We start from the raw sequence: 17,550 nt of genomic DNA, 5'->3' as shown, positions 1-17,550 counted from the left end.
GCGCTCAGGATTCCGGCGGCACCGTCGCCAGCCAGTGCCGGGCGATGTCGGCGCGCGGCGCGATCCACGCCGCGCCGTTGCCTGTGATGTGATTGAGGATGCGGTCGAGCGCGCCGATCCGGCCGGGGCGGCCGATCATGCGCAGATGCAGCCCGATCGACAGCATCTTCGGCGCCGTCGCGCCCTCGCGCACCAGCCAGTCGAAGGCGTCGATGACGTAGTCGGCGAAGTCCGCGCCGCGGAAGCGCGAGCCGTTGAAGAACTGCATGTCGTTGCTGTCGAAGGCGTAGGGCAGCACCAGATGCGGGCGGCCGGCGACGGCGACATAATACGGCAGGTCGTCATTGTAGGCGTCGCTGTCGTAGAGGAAGCCGCCTTGCTCAACCAGTAGCCGCCGCGTGTTGGGCGAGCTCGCCGATCGCGTGTGCCATCCCAGCGGCGGCCTGCCGGTGACGCGCTGGATCGTCTCCACCGTGCGCGCGATCACGCGGCGCTCCTCGGTCTCGCCCATACCGGCGTGGCTCTGCCAGCGCCAGCCGTGCGCAGAGACCTCATGGTCGCGCGCCACGGCATCGCGGGCGAGCTCCGGCGAGCGCTCCACCGCGCGGCCGCAGGCGCTGACGGTGACCTTGACGTTGTGGGCGTCGAACAGGTCCATGATGCGCCACCACGCCGCCCGCGTGCCGTATTCGAAATGGCTGTCGATGCAGGGGTCGGGGCCGTCGAGCCGGTGCACGACCTCGTAGATCGCCTCGTTGCTCGTATCGCCGTCGCACACCGAGAATTCCGAGCCCTCCTCGAAATTCACCACCAGCGACACCGCGACGCGTGCGTCGTGGGGCCAACGCGGATGCGGCGGCCTGCCGGCATAGCCCCTGAGATCGCGGCGGAAGGCAGGCTGTGAGGTCATCGTGTCAATCCGCGGTTCCGGCCATGCGGTGCAGGCCGACCAGGCGATCGCTGATCAGCAGCAGCACCAGGGTGCCGGCAAGAATGAGGGTGGAGAGCGCGGCCAACGTCGGATCGGGCGCCTCCTCGATATATTGCAGCATGCGGATCGGCAGCGTCTTGGAGCGGACGTCGGTGAGGAAGATCGAGACCGGATAATTGTCGAACGAGGCCAGCAGGCTGAACAGACCTGCGATCAGGAAGGACGGCGCCAGCGCCGGCACCATCACCCTGATCACGCTGCCGGCATAGGTGCAGCCGAGCGTGCGCGCCGCCTCGATCAAGGTGAAGTCGAAGCGGGAGAGCCCGGCGATCATGGTGCGCGCGACGTAAGGCAGCGTGACCACGAGATGCGCCACCAGCAGCGCGCTCCAGGTCGCGGTGAAGCCGACCATGCGGAAATATTGCAGCAGCGCGATGCCGAGCACGAGGCCGGGCATCATCAGGGGCGACACCAGCAGCGTGCCCAGCGCGGTGGCGCCGGGCAGCCTGCCGCGCGCGATGGCGATGGCGGCGAGCGTGCCGGCGACCAGCGACAGCGCGGTCGACAGCACGGCGATCTGCAGCGACAGCGACAGCGACGGCCAGAAGCCGTCGAGCCGGCCGATGCGGCCATACCAGCGCAGCGATGCGCCCGACAGCGGCAGGTCGAACACCGGCGTCGGCGAGAAGCTGGCCGCGGCGATCACGACCAGCGGCAGCAGCAGGAACAATGCGAGCCCGATCGCGAGCACCCAGCAGACGATGATGGCAAGCCGCGACATCATTTGGGCTCCCGCGACAGCGTCGCGCTGAGCGCGACGACGATGACGGCGATCGCCAGCAGCACCACGCCCGCGGCGGCGCCGAAGCCGGGCTCGCGCGCCAACAGATAGGCCTTGGCGATGGTGGTGGCGAGCGTCGGATATTTCTCGCCGATGAGCAGCGTCGGCACCACATAGGCCGACACCGACAGCGAGAACACCAGCGCCACGCCGGCGATGATGCCGGGCAGGGTCAGCGGCAGGATGACACGGAAGAACACGACGAACGGCGAGGCGCCGAGCGTCGCCGCGGCTTCCGCATAGCGGCCGTCGAGCTGCGCCACGACCGCGTAGATCGGCAGCACCATGAACGGCAGGAAGATGTTCACGGCGCCTACGATCAGCGCGGTCTGGGTGAAGATCATGCGAATCGGATCCTCGATGATCCCCAGCGCGATCAGCACCGTGTTGATGAGGCCGTCGCTGCGCAGCAGGATGGTCCAGGCGAAAGCCTTGACGATGACGGAGGCGGCGAGCGGCAGGAACAAGGTCGCCAGCAGGATCGAGCGCAGTGGTCCGCGCGCACGCGCCAGCGCGAACGCCGCGGGATAGGAGATGAGGAAGGCGATCAGGGTCGTCAGCAGGCCGAGCCGCAGCGAGTTCCAGATGATTCCGAGATAATAGGGCGTGCCGAGCAACCGGACGTAATGCGCCGAGGTGACGCCGCCCTTGGGGTCGAGCACGCTGACGCCGAGGAGCAGGGCCAGCGGCAGCACGAACACCAGCGCGATGATCAGCAGCGATGGCGCGACGAAGCCGAAGGCGGCGAGCCTTTCGCGATCCGGCGCGGGCTTGACGATCGGTGCTGATAGCACGGCGTCGGTCATGGTCAGGTCTCGGCGGCGAAGGCGAAGGTTTCGGCGACGGGCCAGGCGAAGCGGACCTCGTCATGCACGCGCGGCAGCTCGGCCTCGCGGCCCGAGAGCTCGGCGAGCAGGCTCGCGCCAGCGCCGGCATCGACGTCCACCAGGGTCCGCGAGCCCTGGAACACGACCGACCGAACTCGGCCGGCCGCGGAGTTGGCACCGTCACCAGCGCCCAGCCGCAACTGCTCCGGCCGCGTCGCCACGATCACCGAGGCGCCCGGCTGGAACGCGCCGCGCGCCGACAGGCGGCCGACCGGCGTCACCACCTCCACGGTGCCGTCCTGCGCGCCGACCACCTGGCCGGCGATGCGCGTCGACAGCCCGACGAAGTTGAGCGCGAACAGGCTGGCCGGCCGGGCATACAGCTCGCGCGGCGCGGCGAGCTGCTCGATGCGGCCCTTGTTCATGACCGCGACCCGGTCCGACATCGTCAGCGCCTCGTCCTGGTCATGAGTGACGAAGATCGCGGTCGCCTTGACCTCCTGCAGCAGGCGGCGCAGCTCGACCTGCATCTCCTCGCGCAGCTTGCGATCGAGGGCCGACAGCGCCTCGTCGAACAGCAGCACGTCCGGCTCGACCGCGATCGCCCGCGCCAGCGCGACGCGCTGCTGCTGGCCGCCCGACAGCGCCGAGATGCGGCGGCCGCCGAGATGGCTGAGCTTGACCAGCGCGAGCGCGCGCTCGACCGCGCGGTCGGTCTCGGCCTTGGGCGTGCCGCGCACCTTCAGTCCGAAGGCGACGTTGCCGGCGACGGTGAGATGCGGAAACAGCGCATAGCTCTGGAACACGACGCCGACATTGCGCCGGTGCGGCGGCACATGGGTGACGTCGCGCCCGGCGAGCGCGATCGTCCCGGTGTCGGGCGGCGCGAGGCCGGCGATCGCACGCAGCAAGGTGGTCTTGCCGCAGCCGGATGGGCCGAGCAGGGTCACCAGCTCGCCGCGGCGGATCGTGAGATCGACGCGATCGAGCACGGTCGCCGCGCCAAACCGCTTCGAGACCCCGCTGATGACGAGATGCGGAGCGGCGCTCATGTCATCTCCTTGCTCCAGCGATCGACCCAGCCGGCGCGGTTCTTCGCGATGAAGGCCCAGTCGGGCGCGAACAATGTCGCGGGATCGGGATAACCGGCCGGCAGCGGCGTGGCCTGATTGGTCGGCGCGATGAACGCCGTCTTGGCGAGGATGCTCTGCGCCTCCGGGCTGAGATAGAAGTCGATCGCGGCGTCGGCGAGGTCGCCGGCCGGCGCGCCGCTCACCTTGGCGATGCCCGACGGCATCGAGAAGCCGCCATCCCTCGGGATTGCGAGATCGACCGGCGAGCCGTCCGCTTTCCGGATCAGCGTGTAGGCCGAGAACTGGCCGCCGATCATCCAGGCCTCGCCCTGCTCCAGCAGATTGATGGCCTGCGGTGCGTTGGTATAGACGTTCAGCAGATTGGCCTTCAGGCTCTTGATCTTCTTGAAGCCGGCGTCGATTTCGTACTGCGCCTCCTTGTAGGGCTTGCCGGTCTCGAGATGCGCGGCGGCGAGCAGCGTCCAGAACCCTTCGGTGTTGGACAGCGACGGCACGACGATCTTGGAGTCGTATTTCGCGTCCCACAGCTCGGCCCAACTGACGGGCGGCGTCTTCATGCGCCTGGTGGAATAGGCGATGCCCACCCACGGCTTCTGGTAATTGGCCCACATGCCGTCCTGGTGCACGGCGTCGTCGACCAGCTTGCCGAGATTGGGAATCGCCGACGCCGACATCTTGGTGATCAGCCCTTCGGCCGCGGCCGGCAGCATCACCGGGTCGTCCATGATCACCACCGAGATCTTCGGGCTCGCCTTGTCGGCCTGCATCTTCTGCAGATTGGTCAGCGAGTTGGTGCCCTCATAGAGCACCTTGCAGTCGAGCTTCTTCTCCAGCACCGGAAACAGGTCGGAGTTGAAATATTTGGCGGCGCCGGCCGGGCCGCCGATCACGATCTCTTTCGGGGCGGCGCGCACCAGGGCTGGCGCGGCGAGCGTGGCGGCGAAGGCCGCACTGGTCTTCAGAAGGCTGCGTCGGGAGAAGGGGTGCATGACGAGGATCCCGTGTGAGCTGTCGCGTGGCGTGTCACCCGCGATCAGCAAGCGCCGTGCCAAATGTGCACATTCTTGATTCATCAATGAGATCAGCGTTCCGGGCTATGTCTCGATCCGCAGCGCGCCCGGCCGCGGACAGAATGTGCACATTTTTTGGAGGTGACGTGCCGCGCCTTTGGGCCTAGCTAAAACCTCATGGCGATGCGAGCGCAGCGAATCGGGAAGGCCAATCCCGCCGAGGACGAGGCGGTGTACCAGGCCATCCTGCGCGCGCTGCTGGAGGGCAAGCTCAAGGCCGGCACCAAGCTCGCCGAGACGCCGCTGGCTGACATCTTCGGCGTGTCGCGCGAGCGCATCCGAAAAGTTCTGCACCGGCTCGGCGCCGAGCGGCGGCTGGAGATGATCCCGAACCGTGGCGCGCGGGTGCCGCGGCCGACGCTCGATGATATCAGACGGGTCTATGAGGCACATCGCGTACTCGAGGCCGGCGTGCTCAGCCAGCTGGTGCTGCGGGTCGATGATCTCCTGCTCGCGCGGCTCGATGCGCATCTGGCCGAGGAGCGCGCCGCCGCACAGCGCGGCGATCGCGCGACCTCGGTGCGGCTGTCTGGCGCCTTCCACGTCCATCTCGTCGACTCCATCGGCAATCCCGAGCTGTCGCGCATGCTCGCCGATCTGCTCAGCCGCTCCTCGGTGATGGTGTCGGTATACGAGCCGGCGGCGCAGTCGATCTGCGCGGTCGACGAGCACGGCGCGATCGTCGACGCGCTGCGCGACCGCGACCTGCTGCGCGCGATCGCGGTGTCGCGAGAGCACTTCCTGCATGTCGAGGGCCGGCTGCGGCTCGACGACGATGCGGCGACGCCGTCTCAGGATCTCGCCGCCGTGTTCGCCGGACGGCGGCCGCTGCGCGGCAAGCTGCGGTCGGCTTAGTCGGACCGGCCACGTTACTTCGTCGTCAGCGCCGTCACCGGATGCCAATGATGATCCGCCCGCGTGCCTGCCAGGGGCCTGCAGCGCGTGATCATGACCTCGGCGGCGCGATCGCCGGGCTTGAGCGCGAGGACTGCTTCAAACGCCGCGATGGCTGCCTCGAAGTGCTGCGCGCGATAGTCCTGAAGTCCGCACGCGTAGTGTGCGATCCAGCGCACGTCCTGCGCGGCGACATTCTCCGCAAGCCCGACCAGCTCGTGGACGCGCAGGCCCTCTTCGCGGCCATAGACGGCGATGCGGTCGATCTCGCGGGTGAGAAACGCATCGCCCGCCAGCCGCGCGGTGCCCTCGCCGATCAGGATATCGGTGCCGTAGCTCTTGTTGGCGCCCTCCAGCCGGCTCGCGACGTTCACGGCATCGCCGATCACCGTATAGTTGAGACGCACCTCGGAGCCGATGTTGCCGACCAGCATGGGGCCGGAGTTGATGCCGATGCGGATGGCGAGCGGCCGGCCGTCATCGTCGCACAGGCCGCTGGCCTCCACCGCGTCTCGGCACGCCAGCGCGGCGCGGCAGCACAGAACCGCATGATCCGGCTGCGCGGCCGGCGCGCCCCAGAACGCCATCACCGCATCGCCGATGAACTTGTCGATGGTGCCGCCGTGGTCGACGATGACGGTCGAGATCAGGTCGAGATAGCGCGACAGCAGCGGCACGACACGGTCGCCCATGCGCTCCGACAACCCGGTGAAGCCGGCGATGTCGATGAACATCACGCTGAGCTCCTGGACATGGCCGCCCGGCCTGGCGTCGACGCCCTGCCGCAGCAATTGCCGGACGAGATCAGCGGGAATGAACTTGCCGAATGACGACAGCCCGCCGGCCATGTCATGAATGGCGCCGGACAGGCTCGCGATCTCGCGAAGCCGCGAGGGATGACGTCGCACCTGCTCGAGCGCGAAGGCCTCGACGTGACGCAGTTCGGCCACCACACGCCCGAGCGGGGCGGCGATGACGGCACGCGCCAGCGCGGCGGAGGCCAGCGCCGCGAGCACGGCGCCGATGCCGAGACCGATGATCACGCGCCGCAGCGCCGCGTCGACCGGACCGAGAAACTCCGCTTCCGGAATCACCGTGACCAGCGACCAGCCGGGAAACGGCAGCGCCGTGCGCGCGACCTCGAAGGCGCCGTCGCCCGATAGCACGCGCCCGCGCCAGGCCTCGTCGCCTTCGCGCGAGGACCGCATCGCCTGCTGCGCGATCGGCAGCAACGGCTGGCGGCCCTGCCCGGCATTGACCTCGTCGGCGGTCTCGTCGGGCGCCGCGACCACGCCGCCATCAAGCGCCAGGATGAAGGCGCTGCCGGTGCGGCCGACCTGAAGCTGGGCGAGAAAGCGCGAGATGCGCGCGTGCTCGATGATGATGGCGAGCACGCCCTGCCGCTCCTGATAGACATCGATCGGGCCGGCCAGCGCGATCGCCGGGCGGTCTCCGCTCGGATGATGATCGACGCTGAACCAGCGCGGTTCGTCCGCAGCGAGGCTCTCCTTGAACCAGGGCTGGTCGACGACCTTGAAACGGGTCGGCTCGAAGCGGCGTGCCGCGAACTCGATGTCGCCGGGCACGACGTCGTATTCATCGACACGGCGCTGGCCGGGATGATCGGTCAGGGAGATCTCCATCATCTCCAGGCGCCGGTCGCCGAGCTTGTGGGCGGCGAAGAACGAGCCGTCCGGCCAGCCGAACGCCGCCGATGAGATCGTCGCCTGCGACTGCAGCTGCGACAGGAACACGAATTCGCGCTTGTCCGCCTCGCGGGTGTCGAGCACGTTCTGCAGGAACAGCGTGCGGATGGCGGTGTGCGCGGCGCGCGCCTCGCTGACGATCGCGCTCACCTCCTTGCGCACGGCGCTCGCGATCTGCGCGTTGATGGTGCTCGCGAGCTGACGGCTGATCGCCTCCGAGGTGCGCCACCACAACAGACTCGAGGCAAGGGCCGTCAGCAGGATCGCGGTCAGCACCAGGGCCGACACGGCGAAGCGGATGCTGACGGTCAGCCGCTCGTCGGCGGCGCCTCGGCGCGGCACTCGGCTCTTGGCGCTCGCCGTCATCGCAGGTGGATCTCCGATCGGACCGATCGGCGCGCGGGGCGGCACGCGAGCGGGAGCCGCCAGACTGCGCTCCGATGGCGTGAGCCGCCAATGCCGGCCGGCTAAGTCGATGATGCCTGCAAAGCATTGGCACTTCGAGTCGGCTTGCGCTCGACTAGGGCAGCTCCCAAGCACGCAATACCGCTCACAGGGTCGTGAGCGGAGTCGCCGCGTAACATTGTCGTGGCGGCGGGCGAAGGAGAGATGCGCGTCGCCAAGCGAGCGACGCAGAACACGAGAGGAATCGTCATGTCCGCCAAGAGAACCGTCACCACGCTGGCGCTCGCCGGCGCCGTCAGCACCGCGCTCGCAAGCCTCGCAATGGCCGGGCCACTGACCAAGGCCGAAGCGGAAGCCGCAATGGCCGCCAAGAAGGAGAAATGCTTCGGCGTTGCCCTGAAGGGCCAGAACGATTGCGCCGCCGGTCCCGGCACGACCTGCCAGGGTACCTCAACGATCGACTTCCAGGGCAACGCGTGGAAATTCGTCCAGGGCGGCACCTGCACCAGCATCGACGTCCCCGGCGGCCGCAAGGGCTCGCTCAAGCCGATCTGATCGCTCTCGTTCACCCCAAGCGGAAAGCGGAGACGCAGCATGCGCACCGATGCCCCCCCTGCACCGGGCCCCACCATGCCGCTTCGCTTTCCGCCACCTCTCGGCGGCGTCGCCGGGACCAGCTTCAAGCCGTCGCACCTGGCCGCCATCCTGGCCGAGGCGCCGCGGCCCGGCTTCTTCGAGGTCCATGCCGAGAACTACATGGGCGCCGGCGGTCCGCCACACCATCAGCTCGAGGCGATCCGCAGGGATCATCCGCTGTCGATCCACGGCGTCTGCATGTCGATCGGCGGCCCGCAGCCGCTCGATCGCGACCACCTCGCGCGCTTCCGCAAGCTCGTCGCCCGCTATCAGCCGAGCCTCGTCTCCGAGCATCTTGCATGGTCGACGCACGATACGACGTTCTTCAACGACCTGCTGCCATTGCCCTACACGGCCGCCACGCTGGCACGGGTCTGCGACCATATCGATGAGGTGCAGAGCGCGATCCGCCGGCCGATCCTGCTGGAAAATCCGTCGACCTACGTCGCCTTTCACGACTCGACGATGAGCGAGACCGACTTCATCCGCGCCATCGTCCGCCGCACCGGCTGCGGGCTCCTGCTCGACCTCAACAACGTGTTCGTCTCCGCGATCAATCATGGCTTCTCGCCACAGGACTATCTGGCCGACGTTCCGCTCGCCGCTGTCGGCGAGATCCATCTCGCCGGTCACGCCGTGCAGGCCGACGATGAAGGCGAGCCGCTGCTGATCGACAGCCATGACGGCCCCGTCGCCTATGATGTGTGGGCCCTGTTCGCCAGCGTGATCGCGCGCAACGGTCCGATGCCGACGCTGATCGAATGGGACAGCAACATTCCGGATTGGCCGGTGCTGAAGGCAGAGGCCGCGGCCGCGCAGGCGATTCTCGATGACCACGCACCCGACTGCTCGCAAGAGGTGCGCGATGCCGCAGCCTGAGCATATGTCCGACTATGCCGCTCAGTTCGCCGCGGCGCTGCTGACGCCGGATCGCGCGACGCCTGTCGCCGTCAGGGGTCCGCTGGCCAAGGCGGCCGGGCGCCGGTTCAACGTCTACCGCAACAACGTCACGGTCAGCCTGATCGAGTCGCTCGTCGCGATCTATCCGGCGGTGCAGCGCATCACCGGTCCCGACTTCTTCCGCGCGATGGCGCGGGCGCATGTACGCGAAACGCCGCCGACGTCGCCGCTGCTCGTCGACTATGGACGCGACTTCCCCGCTTTCATCGCAGCTTACGAGCACGCTCGGACGATGCCGTTCCTGACGGACGTCGCACAGATCGAGCGGGCCTGGCTCGACGCCTATCACGCGGCAGACGCCGCGCCGCTCGACGGCGCCACGCTGGCGACGGTGCCGCCCGAGCGGTTGCCCGAGCTGCGCTTCGCCGTTCATCCCGCCACCCGCATCGTGCGCTCGGATTTCGCGGCGGTGACGATCTTCTCGGCCAATCGCGGCGATGCGCCGGTGCCGCGCATCGACGGCTCGGTCCCGGAGGACGCGCTGATCACGCGGCCCGCGTTCGACGTCGCCGTGCGCCACCTGCCGCGGGGCGGCGCGATCTTCGCAAGCCTGCTGATCACGCGGCAGCCGCTCGGCGTGGCCGCGGAAGCCGCGTTCGAGGCAGCGCCGGAGTTCGATCTCGCCACCAACATTGCCGGCCTGATCGAGGCCGGCGCCTTCACGGACATCAGTTTCGAGGACGCATGATGACGACGGACCACTCCATGGCGCCGACCGCGACACTGTCGCTGCCTTCCCTCGTCGGCCAGACCGTTCGGCTGCTGCAGAGCGCGACCCCGCTCACCCTAGTCCAGCTCGTCACTCGCATTGCGCTGGCGGTGCCGTTCTGGCGCTCGGGCATTCTCAAATGGGACGGCTTTCTCAGGCTGAGCGACACCGCCGTGACGCTGTTCAGCGACGAGTTCATGCTGCATCTGCCTGGCGGGCCATACCACTTTCCCATGCCGACGGTGATGGCGTTCCTGTCGGGCTGCGGCGAGGTCACCTTCCCCGTCCTGCTCATTCTCGGCCTCGGTACCCGCTTCGCGGCACTCGGCCTGCTGTTCATGACATGCATCGTCGAGCTCACGGTGCCCGACGGCTGGCCGATCCATCTGACCTGGGCCGCGATGGCGCTGGGCCTCATTGCCCATGGCGGTGGAAAGATCTCGCTCGATCACATCCTCGGCGGGCTGTTCGGCGGCGCGCACCAGGGCAGCACGAGCCGTGGCATGTAGTAGCCGCGCCACTCGCAGACCTCCTCGGGCCCCTTGCGCTTGAGCGCCATCTTGACCGGCTCGGCCTGGCTGATGCCGACATGGAGCGCGAGCAGCACCGCGCCGATCGGATAGGCGAAGCGGGAAAAGCGCAGGTCCGACAGACGATCGAGCAGGACCATGCCGGCGATGATGATCAGGGGATCGGTGAAGACGAAGTACTCGACCTTCAGCCCGCGGCGGACGCCGAGCGTGTCGATACCGATGGCCGCCAGCATCAGGAGGACGGCTTGGATGGCCGCCTGCCGCTCACCGCGGCGCCAGGCCATGACAATGCCGGGGATGATCAGCCAGGTCAGGAACACGGCGGGGCGGGCCGACGATTGCAGCACGAAGGTGTAGCGCCGGATGACCCCGAGGACGCCGGACAGCAACAGGCCGATCGCACCGCCCAGGCTGCCGGCGGCCTCGGGCGCGTCGACATAGGTGATCATCTTCTCGAGCGGATTGAGCACGACCACGACATCGTTGATGTCGTAGCTCAACTTCAGTGCCAGCAGGCCGAGGCTTGCGCCGGCCACCACCGCCAGCAGCGCCGCGACGGTCTCGGCCGCGCTCACGCGCCACAACCATGCGAAGGCGGCCATGCAGACCGCGACCACGCCGAGCAGCGCGAACTGGTAGAGGCCGAAGCGGCCGAGCAGCATCGGCTTGAGGCCGGCAGCCGTCGCATTGACGGGGTCGAAGCCGGCGGCGACCAGCGGCCAGGCGGCGATCGCGGCGACGATCGCCGCCACGGCTGCGACCATGACGGCCGCCCACGCGCGCGAGCTTTGCCAGAACGCCACGCTTGCGCTCGTCGCCGTCCCGAACGGCAACACCAGCACGGGAATGGTGGCGATCAGCAGGATCGCATGCACCTTGTTCTCCAGACCGAGCATGCAGAGCAGCGCGGCGAGTCCGACGGCGAGCGGCCGCGTCAGGCTGGCGCGGCGCGCGACCGCGATCAGGATCATCAGCGCGAGGATGCAGAACGACGCCGCGATCATCTCGCTGCGCAGGATGCGCAGATGCATCTGCACGCCGCCGGAGAAGGCGAAGGCGGTGACGGCGAGCATGGCGATGCGCCAATCCGACACCAGCCGGCGCGCGGCCCAAGCAAAGGCGAGGATGATGCCGGCGGCCGTCAGCAGCGCGGCGACGCGTCCGGCATGGACGGCGCCGGTCATCGCGACATCGAAGGCGGCGCGATCGGCGGGGATCGCCGACAATGTCCAGGCGTCGAGCAGGCCGAGCCGATGCAGCAGCGCGAACCAGGTCTCGACCGAGAGGATGGTGAGATAGGCCGGGTGATCGAAGAAGGCCTGTGCGCCGCCATCGTTCATGGCGAGCGCATTGTAGATCACCATGAAGTCCATGTCGGCATTGCGCCAATAGACGGTGAAATAGCCGGCGGTCAGGAACGACACGAGCGACAGCAGCAGCGCGACCGCGACCCCGCCGCGCCAGCCGAAGCGCGTCAGGCGGTCGAGGGCGTCGGGAAAGGGAGCCGATGCTTTCGGTACCGCTTTCTCCGTCATGCGCAGGCTTGTCCCACGCATCCATGTCGGCCCTCATCGACGAAAGAAGACGTCGATGGCCGGGTCAGGCCCGGCCATGACGATGTGGGAAGATGGGCAACCGATCCACGCACCGCTTGGTCAGGCTCGACGGCGTAGACAGCGGCCATCTCAGATCGCCTTGATCTTGAAGAACGCGAACACGACCATCTTCAGCAGCATCCAGCCGTGGCGGAAGCGGGAGATCTGGGTTTCGCCATAGCTGCGCGCGGCGTAGCGGATCGGCAGGTCGATCGATTTCAGGTTCAGCTTGGAGGCGCCGAAGATCAGGTCGAAATCGCCGAACGGATCGAAATCGCCGAAATAGGCCTTGCCGGCCTTGAGCCTGACATAGTCGCTGCGGCGGAGCACCTTGGTGCCGCAGAGCGTATCGGTGTAGCGCTGGTTCAGGAGCCACGAGAACAGATAGGAGAAGGTCTTGTTGGCGATGAGGTTGAGGAACCGCATCGCGCCCTCGTCCATCGGATAGACCAGGCGCGAGCCGTTGATGAACTCGCCCTTGCCGGAACGCAGCGCCTCGAAGAATTTCGGCAGTTGCTCCGGCGGCATGGTGAGGTCGGCATCGAGGATCATCAGCACGTCGCCGCGCGCGGCGTCGAACGCGGTGAACACCGCGTCGGCCTTGCCCTTGCCGGGCTGTCGCATCAGCTTGATGTCGTGATCGGGGAATGCCGCGCGCACCCGCTCCATCTCCTCATAGGTACCGTCCTGGCTGTGGCCCTCGACGAAGATGATCTCGACGTCGTTGCAGAACGCCGCGATGCGCCGGACCGCCGGCTCGATGTTGCCGCGCTCGTTGCGCGCGGGGATGACGACGGTGGCCGAGCGGACGTCGTCGCTCACGCAGCGCAGCGAACGCGACACCAGATAGTGCCGCAGCGCCAGCGCGCGCAGGCCCGGCAGCACGCTGAGAAAGCGGTTGGCGAAACGGCCGAAGCCGTAGAGCCGCAGCGGCGAGAGCACGCGCTGCTCTGATTTGACGGGGTCGAAATCGGCCAGGTGCGCCAGGCTGCGCAGGTCGGCTGGCGACAGCACGTTCTGCTCCGGCTGCGGCATCCGCAGGCCCAGTGCTTCCGCAGCCTTCAGCAGCGGATACCAGAGGTGCGAGAAGTAGCCGATGACGAGTCGCGTCTCGCGCGTGCACAGCGGGTGCAATTGCTCGATGAACTGCTGGCAGTCGTCGAGCGAACCGATGGTGTCGAGCACCAGAATGACATCGAACGGGCCGGTGGCGGCGGCGAGCGTGGCCGGATCCTCCGCGTCGCCCAGAATGAAGGTCAGCTCAGGATGCCGGCTGCGGGCGATCTTGATCTGCTTTTCGCTGAAGTCGATGCCGACGCCGTAGGACGGCGCGAGCGATGCCAGGGTATCGCCGAGGCCGCAGCCGATCTCGAGCACGCGGCTGCCCGGCGGGATCAGGAAGCGCAGATAGCACTCGTCCTCGCTGTGAAAGAACGCCGCCTTGTCGCGCCAGCCGGCGCGCGCATCGGCGAAATCGTTGGCATGGTCGAGGATGGCCGCCTTGCGCGGTGACAGCGCCTTCGTTGCCGACGACGGGGTTGCGGCAACCTGCGACCGCTCGCATTCGTCCTGCCGGACCTGCTCGTCCAACTCCGCCACCTGATACCACCCCTGTTAGGAACTACGTCCTTCTAGGCCAGCCCGGTTGGGCGGAGTCAAGGCGGCGGCAGAGAAGTCCTCCGCTCTGTCGGCATCGTGGCCCCCTCGCTCTGACGCGCGACGGAAACGAGCAGACATCGGCCAGCCACAATGAAGCCGCCGCGATCGTTCGCGCCGCATGCGTCCGATCTTTGCATCTCATTCGCGCTCGCAACTAAGCCGGCGCGGGAAGACCGGCGACGCTGGACCGTCGTTGCCAGATTGGCGCCGGCACCAACGGCTTGAGTGCCGCGCGCCTGCCTTCGCGGGGCACGGATGCACCTGACGAGCCCGCCGTCGCGGCTCCCCCCTCCTATCAACACAGCGACGCACCGCGATCGAGAAATGCCGCTGCGCTCACCGCCCGCAGCAGAACTTGTATTTCTTGCCGCTAGCGCACGGGCATGGATCATTGCGGCCGACCTTCGCGGTGGCAGCCGCACGCTTCGGCTCCGTGACGATGGCTCGCGCGTCACCCTCGACGAAGCGCCAGGCACCGTCGGCGTCGCGGCGGAACTGCGAGACCTCGTGGTGCTCGATGGTCTTGCCGGCCTCGCGATAGCTGGCGACGAAGCTGACGACGCCGTCGGCGTCGCCGGGCTGGCCGCGGACCGACGAGACGATGCGCAGGCCGAGCCATGTCGCGCGTGTCGCCCAATCCTTCGCGGCTACCGCATCGAACGCACCGCGCCGGTCGGCGGCGAGCGTCGCTTCGACATAGCCAATGTCGCCGCGCGTATAGGCCGTATAGCGCGACCGCATCAGCGCCTCGGCGGTCGGCGGCTGATCGTCACCATCGAGATAGGGACCGCAGCAGCGATCATAGGGAAGACCTGATCCGCACGGACATTGCATGAGACGACGACAGAGCTCCTTTTCCGAGATCCCACCATAGCCCGTTGACCAGCGCGCGGCACCCTGCGTTCGCGCATCGAACAAAGAGCTCGTCACCTCCGGTTGTGACCGCAAAGACGCAGTTCTCCGTTGCCGGCGAGCTGACATCCCGACGACGGCCTAGCGTGGTTTCGAAACCGGCGAATCCGTGTTAACCATTGGTTAAGAACAAGGGTGTTGGGCGCACGGCTGACCGGCCCGGCCCCGCGCGGACCAGAACCTTCCGGGCGCCGCCTCATTACGTGGCGCTTGTGACCGCAAGCCCTCCGCATCATCGGCGGATCAGGGCGCGTGAGACGCCAACGATTTCTTCGCGCGACGCCAGCCCGGCCGCAAGAACGAAGGCCCGCTTCGAGGCGGGCCGCTGCCCGATTCCCGATCAGACGTGCACCCGATGCCGGCGCGATCGGCGCTGCGTGCAAACGCAGCGTCGCGCCCATCACCACCGATTGGAGCAGCCCCGATGGCTGATGAGTCCGTAGTCGCATCCATCATTCCCTGGCAGCAGCCGAAGACGGCCAAGCCGCGTCCGAAGCGGGCCAAGGTCGTCAAGCCACGCCCGCGGCCCCGAGCCGACAAGGCCGAGAAGGCCAAGATGGCGGCGCTCGACGACGAGATGCTCGCGTCCGAGACGCTGATCATGCCGGATTTCCTGGACTACGTGAACGAGCCGGCGAAAGCTCCGGCCGTTGCCGAGGCGTCCCGCACGGGGGCGGCTGCCAGCGCGGCGGCCGCGGCGATCCCGGCCGCAGCGCCGCCGGCCACGATACCGCCGCGCGAAGCGTCGGCCGCGACCGAAGGCGAGGTCGTGCCGGCCGCCGCGCCGATCACGCCGGCAAAGCCCGCGCGCGCTGGCATCACCGCCTCGTCGGTCCTGCTGCAGCTGGCCGCACTGGCGCTGGCCGCGGTCGGCATGGCCATGAACGGCTGGTTCGCACACTCGCTCGGCTCGAACAGCACCGCGGGCTACATGTTTCTGGCGGTCGGCGTCACCGCCGACCTCGTCGCGCTGGTGATGCCGACCTGCGCCGCACGGCTGTGGCAGGCGCGCCACCGCGCCTCGGCACTGACCGGCTGGACGGTGTGGCTGATGACCTTCGTGTTCGCGGTCACCGCCGGCATCGGCTTCGCCTCCACCAACATCAGCGACGTCACCTTGGCGCGCGCCTCGCGCGTGACGCCCGCGGTGCAGGCCGCGCAGACGGCGCTCGCGGATGCAATGACCGCGCGCGACCGCGAGTGCAAGGGCGGCGTCGGCAAGTTCTGTCGGGAGCGCGAGGCTGCGGTCGCCGAGCGTCGCCTGGCGCTGGACGCGGCGATGTCCACGGTCAGCCAGACCGCCGATCCGCAGACCGAGGCCGCGATCAAGCTGGTGGCGTGGGTGTCGCGCGGCGTGGTGAAGCCCTCCGCCGACGACTTCGTCATGCTCCGCCTGATCCTGCTGGCGCTCCTGCCGCAGATCGGCGGCGTCCTGCTGATGGTCGGGCGGAGGGTATGAGAGTTCTTGTCGCCGCCGGCGATTGTTTCGCCGGGGTCGGCTCAGCGCCTGCTGCGGCCGCGTGAACGCTGCGGACGATGCGCGGCGCGCCACGCGCTCTCGAGCACGCCGCGCAGGCGAGCGGCGTCGACATCGGCGAGTGACACGGTGGTCCAGCCCTGATCACCCCATTTGTTCGGGACCCGGCGAAACACGCCGGGCTGCAGGCCGGCATGGTGCTCCTGCTCGTCGGGCGTGAGCAGGACGTTGGCGGATGCGCCATCGGCGGCGAGGGTCGCGAAGGTCCGGTGCAGCTTGAACGCGGTGCGATCGAAGTGAGGCGCCGCGGTCGTTCCGGCGAACGACAGGGCGAGAGCACGAAATTCGTCACCGGTCATCTCGACGCGCCTCGTGTGATCGTATTCGAACGATAGGACTAGCACCGGCCATGGCGGTCCGCCATACGGCGGACGTCGCGCCCTGCACGCAAACGTGAAGCCCCGGCATCCCGGGGCCTTGATGCAGGTCAAAACTATACGACCTCGTTTCTATATGGCTTGTCGCAGGATGGATCAGAGGAGAGCAGCCATGCCGGCACAGAGCACGATGCAGGTCTACCTGAACTGGGCCAGGGAGCGCCTCCACGAGATGGATGCCGCGCTGGAGTCGCTGGGGGTCAAGGCAGCCGAGGTCGAAGCAGCATCCAAGGTGAAGACCGAGGAGATCATGGCGGACTTGAAGAAGCGCCGCAGCGACCTCGAAGCCCTGCTCAAGACGCAGGCAGCGGCCGGCGAAGCCGCGATGGCCAGCGCGAAGACCGAGCTGGACGCGCACTGGGCCGGATTCGAGGCGCAGATGAAGGCCTATTTCGACGCCGCCGGCAAGCAGGCCGCCCAGCAGCAGGCGACCTTCAAGGACATCGCCGCCGCGCAGGCGACGGCATGGCGGGAGTCGGCTGACAGGTTTCGCGAGGCGGCGACCAAGGTGACGACGGTCGGCACGACCGATCTGGACGCCGTGCTGAAGCAGCTCAAATCCGACGCGGCAGAGGCCGGTGCCCATCTCGAGAAGCTGAAACAGACAGGCAGCGAATCCTGGTCGGTGCTCAGCGCCGCCCTGAGCGAATCCCGCAAGGCGTTCGATCAGGCCAATCAGGCAGCTTGGAATGCGTTGAAGGGGCCGGGCGGGAAGAGCTGAGGGCGGTACGGCCAGAACGCCGCGATCCATCATGGGGCGGCGTCGCGAAACGCGACGCGCCCCGCAGTCAACGGATGGACGAAATGTGACGGGGTCGAGGGAAGCCGCAGCACCGCCCCCAGGGCAAGCCTACCAGCGCGAGC

At 68.0% G+C, this 17,550-nt stretch carries 17 protein-coding genes; 7 read left to right on the top strand and 10 right to left on the bottom strand.

The window, feature by feature from the left end; genetic code table 11:
• Positions 1–4 precede the first annotated feature (4 nt).
• The 5 genes from ACQR0W_RS26965 to ACQR0W_RS26945 are packed head-to-tail and all read right to left on the bottom strand — an operon-like array spanning position 5 to position 4,682.
• Positions 5–910, bottom strand: a complete 906-nt coding sequence (locus ACQR0W_RS26965; protein ID WP_315750679.1) for a polysaccharide deacetylase family protein — start codon at positions 908–910, stop codon at positions 5–7.
• A 4-nt stretch (positions 911–914) separates the two neighbouring features.
• Positions 915–1,715: an ABC transporter permease gene (locus ACQR0W_RS26960; RefSeq protein ID WP_315750677.1), complete on the bottom strand. Its 801-nt coding sequence runs from the start codon at positions 1,713–1,715 to the stop codon at positions 915–917.
• Positions 1,712–2,578 carry an ABC transporter permease gene (locus ACQR0W_RS26955; protein WP_315750674.1) on the bottom strand — a complete coding sequence of 289 codons (867 nt, stop codon included), beginning with the start codon at positions 2,576–2,578 and terminating at the stop codon, positions 1,712–1,714. The genes ACQR0W_RS26960 and ACQR0W_RS26955 overlap by 4 nt, the downstream gene beginning before the upstream one ends.
• Positions 2,579–2,580: 2 nt before the next feature.
• Positions 2,581–3,651 (bottom strand): ABC transporter ATP-binding protein, encoded by a 1,071-nt coding sequence (locus ACQR0W_RS26950; RefSeq protein WP_315750672.1) that lies wholly within the window; start codon positions 3,649–3,651, stop codon positions 2,581–2,583.
• Positions 3,648–4,682, bottom strand: a complete 1,035-nt coding sequence (locus ACQR0W_RS26945; RefSeq protein ID WP_315715969.1) for an extracellular solute-binding protein — start codon at positions 4,680–4,682, stop codon at positions 3,648–3,650. Before ACQR0W_RS26945 ends, ACQR0W_RS26950 begins: the two co-directional genes overlap by 4 nt.
• A 198-nt stretch (positions 4,683–4,880) precedes the next feature.
• Between ACQR0W_RS26945 and ACQR0W_RS26940 the strand changes: the two genes are divergently transcribed.
• Positions 4,881–5,618, top strand: coding sequence for a GntR family transcriptional regulator (locus ACQR0W_RS26940; RefSeq protein ID WP_316169928.1), 738 nt, complete (start codon positions 4,881–4,883; stop codon positions 5,616–5,618).
• Positions 5,619–5,632: 14 nt separating this feature from the next.
• Here ACQR0W_RS26940 and ACQR0W_RS26935 read toward each other — a convergent pair whose 3' ends face one another.
• On the bottom strand, positions 5,633–7,729 hold the full coding sequence (locus ACQR0W_RS26935; RefSeq protein WP_434840898.1) for an adenylate/guanylate cyclase domain-containing protein: 2,097 nt from the start codon (positions 7,727–7,729) through the stop codon (positions 5,633–5,635).
• Positions 7,730–8,017: 288 nt separating this feature from the next.
• Here ACQR0W_RS26935 and ACQR0W_RS26930 point away from each other — a divergent pair, with 288 nt between their 5' ends.
• Genes ACQR0W_RS26930 through ACQR0W_RS26915 form a run of 4 tightly spaced genes read left to right on the top strand, consistent with a single transcriptional unit; the run spans position 8,018 to position 10,582 of the window.
• On the top strand, positions 8,018–8,323 hold the full coding sequence (locus ACQR0W_RS26930; protein WP_315715966.1) for a BufA1 family periplasmic bufferin-type metallophore: 306 nt from the start codon (positions 8,018–8,020) through the stop codon (positions 8,321–8,323).
• A gap of 39 nt (positions 8,324–8,362) precedes the next feature.
• Entirely contained in the window at positions 8,363–9,283 is a 921-nt protein-coding gene (gene bufB, locus ACQR0W_RS26925) for an MNIO family bufferin maturase (protein WP_316169930.1), read from the top strand.
• A complete protein-coding gene (locus tag ACQR0W_RS26920; RefSeq protein WP_315750664.1) occupies positions 9,270–10,052 on the top strand; it encodes a DNA-binding domain-containing protein in 783 nt (260 codons plus the stop codon). The genes bufB and ACQR0W_RS26920 overlap by 14 nt, the downstream gene beginning before the upstream one ends.
• Entirely contained in the window at positions 10,052–10,582 is a 531-nt protein-coding gene (locus ACQR0W_RS26915; protein WP_409977912.1) for a DoxX family protein, read from the top strand. Before ACQR0W_RS26920 ends, ACQR0W_RS26915 begins: the two co-directional genes overlap by 1 nt.
• On the opposite strand, the gene ACQR0W_RS26910 is transcribed toward ACQR0W_RS26915, so the two are convergent.
• From ACQR0W_RS26910 to ACQR0W_RS26900, 3 genes are all read right to left on the bottom strand, one after another.
• A complete protein-coding gene (locus tag ACQR0W_RS26910) occupies positions 10,522–12,141 on the bottom strand; it encodes a hypothetical protein (RefSeq protein WP_316169931.1) in 1,620 nt (539 codons plus the stop codon). The two genes, ACQR0W_RS26915 and ACQR0W_RS26910, sit on opposite strands and share 61 nt — an antisense overlap.
• A gap of 150 nt (positions 12,142–12,291) precedes the next feature.
• Complete coding sequence (locus tag ACQR0W_RS26905; RefSeq protein ID WP_315750661.1) at positions 12,292–13,800, bottom strand: bifunctional class I SAM-dependent methyltransferase/glycosyltransferase family 2 protein; 1,509 nt, start codon at positions 13,798–13,800, stop codon at positions 12,292–12,294.
• A gap of 396 nt (positions 13,801–14,196) precedes the next feature.
• Complete coding sequence (locus ACQR0W_RS26900; protein WP_316169932.1) at positions 14,197–14,694, bottom strand: YchJ family protein; 498 nt, start codon at positions 14,692–14,694, stop codon at positions 14,197–14,199.
• A 502-nt stretch (positions 14,695–15,196) separates the two neighbouring features.
• Between ACQR0W_RS26900 and ACQR0W_RS26895 the strand changes: the two genes are divergently transcribed.
• Entirely contained in the window at positions 15,197–16,231 is a 1,035-nt protein-coding gene (locus ACQR0W_RS26895; protein ID WP_315750659.1) for a hypothetical protein, read from the top strand.
• Positions 16,232–16,272: 41 nt separating this feature from the next.
• Here the strand turns inward: ACQR0W_RS26895 and ACQR0W_RS26890 are convergent, their stop codons facing one another.
• Complete coding sequence (locus ACQR0W_RS26890) at positions 16,273–16,608, bottom strand: MmcQ/YjbR family DNA-binding protein (RefSeq protein WP_315715957.1); 336 nt, start codon at positions 16,606–16,608, stop codon at positions 16,273–16,275.
• 190 nt (positions 16,609–16,798) lie between these two features.
• On the opposite strand from ACQR0W_RS26890, the gene ACQR0W_RS26885 reads away from it, so the two are divergent.
• Complete coding sequence (locus tag ACQR0W_RS26885; protein WP_315716186.1) at positions 16,799–17,407, top strand: hypothetical protein; 609 nt, start codon at positions 16,799–16,801, stop codon at positions 17,405–17,407.
• The last annotated feature ends 143 nt before the right edge of the window (positions 17,408–17,550 follow it).

The sequence above is a fragment of the Bradyrhizobium sp. HKCCYLRH1034 genome (genome assembly GCF_051168375.1).
Lineage (GTDB): Bacteria > Pseudomonadota > Alphaproteobacteria > Rhizobiales > Xanthobacteraceae > Bradyrhizobium.
This window is presented reverse-complemented; position numbering and strand designations above follow the sequence as displayed.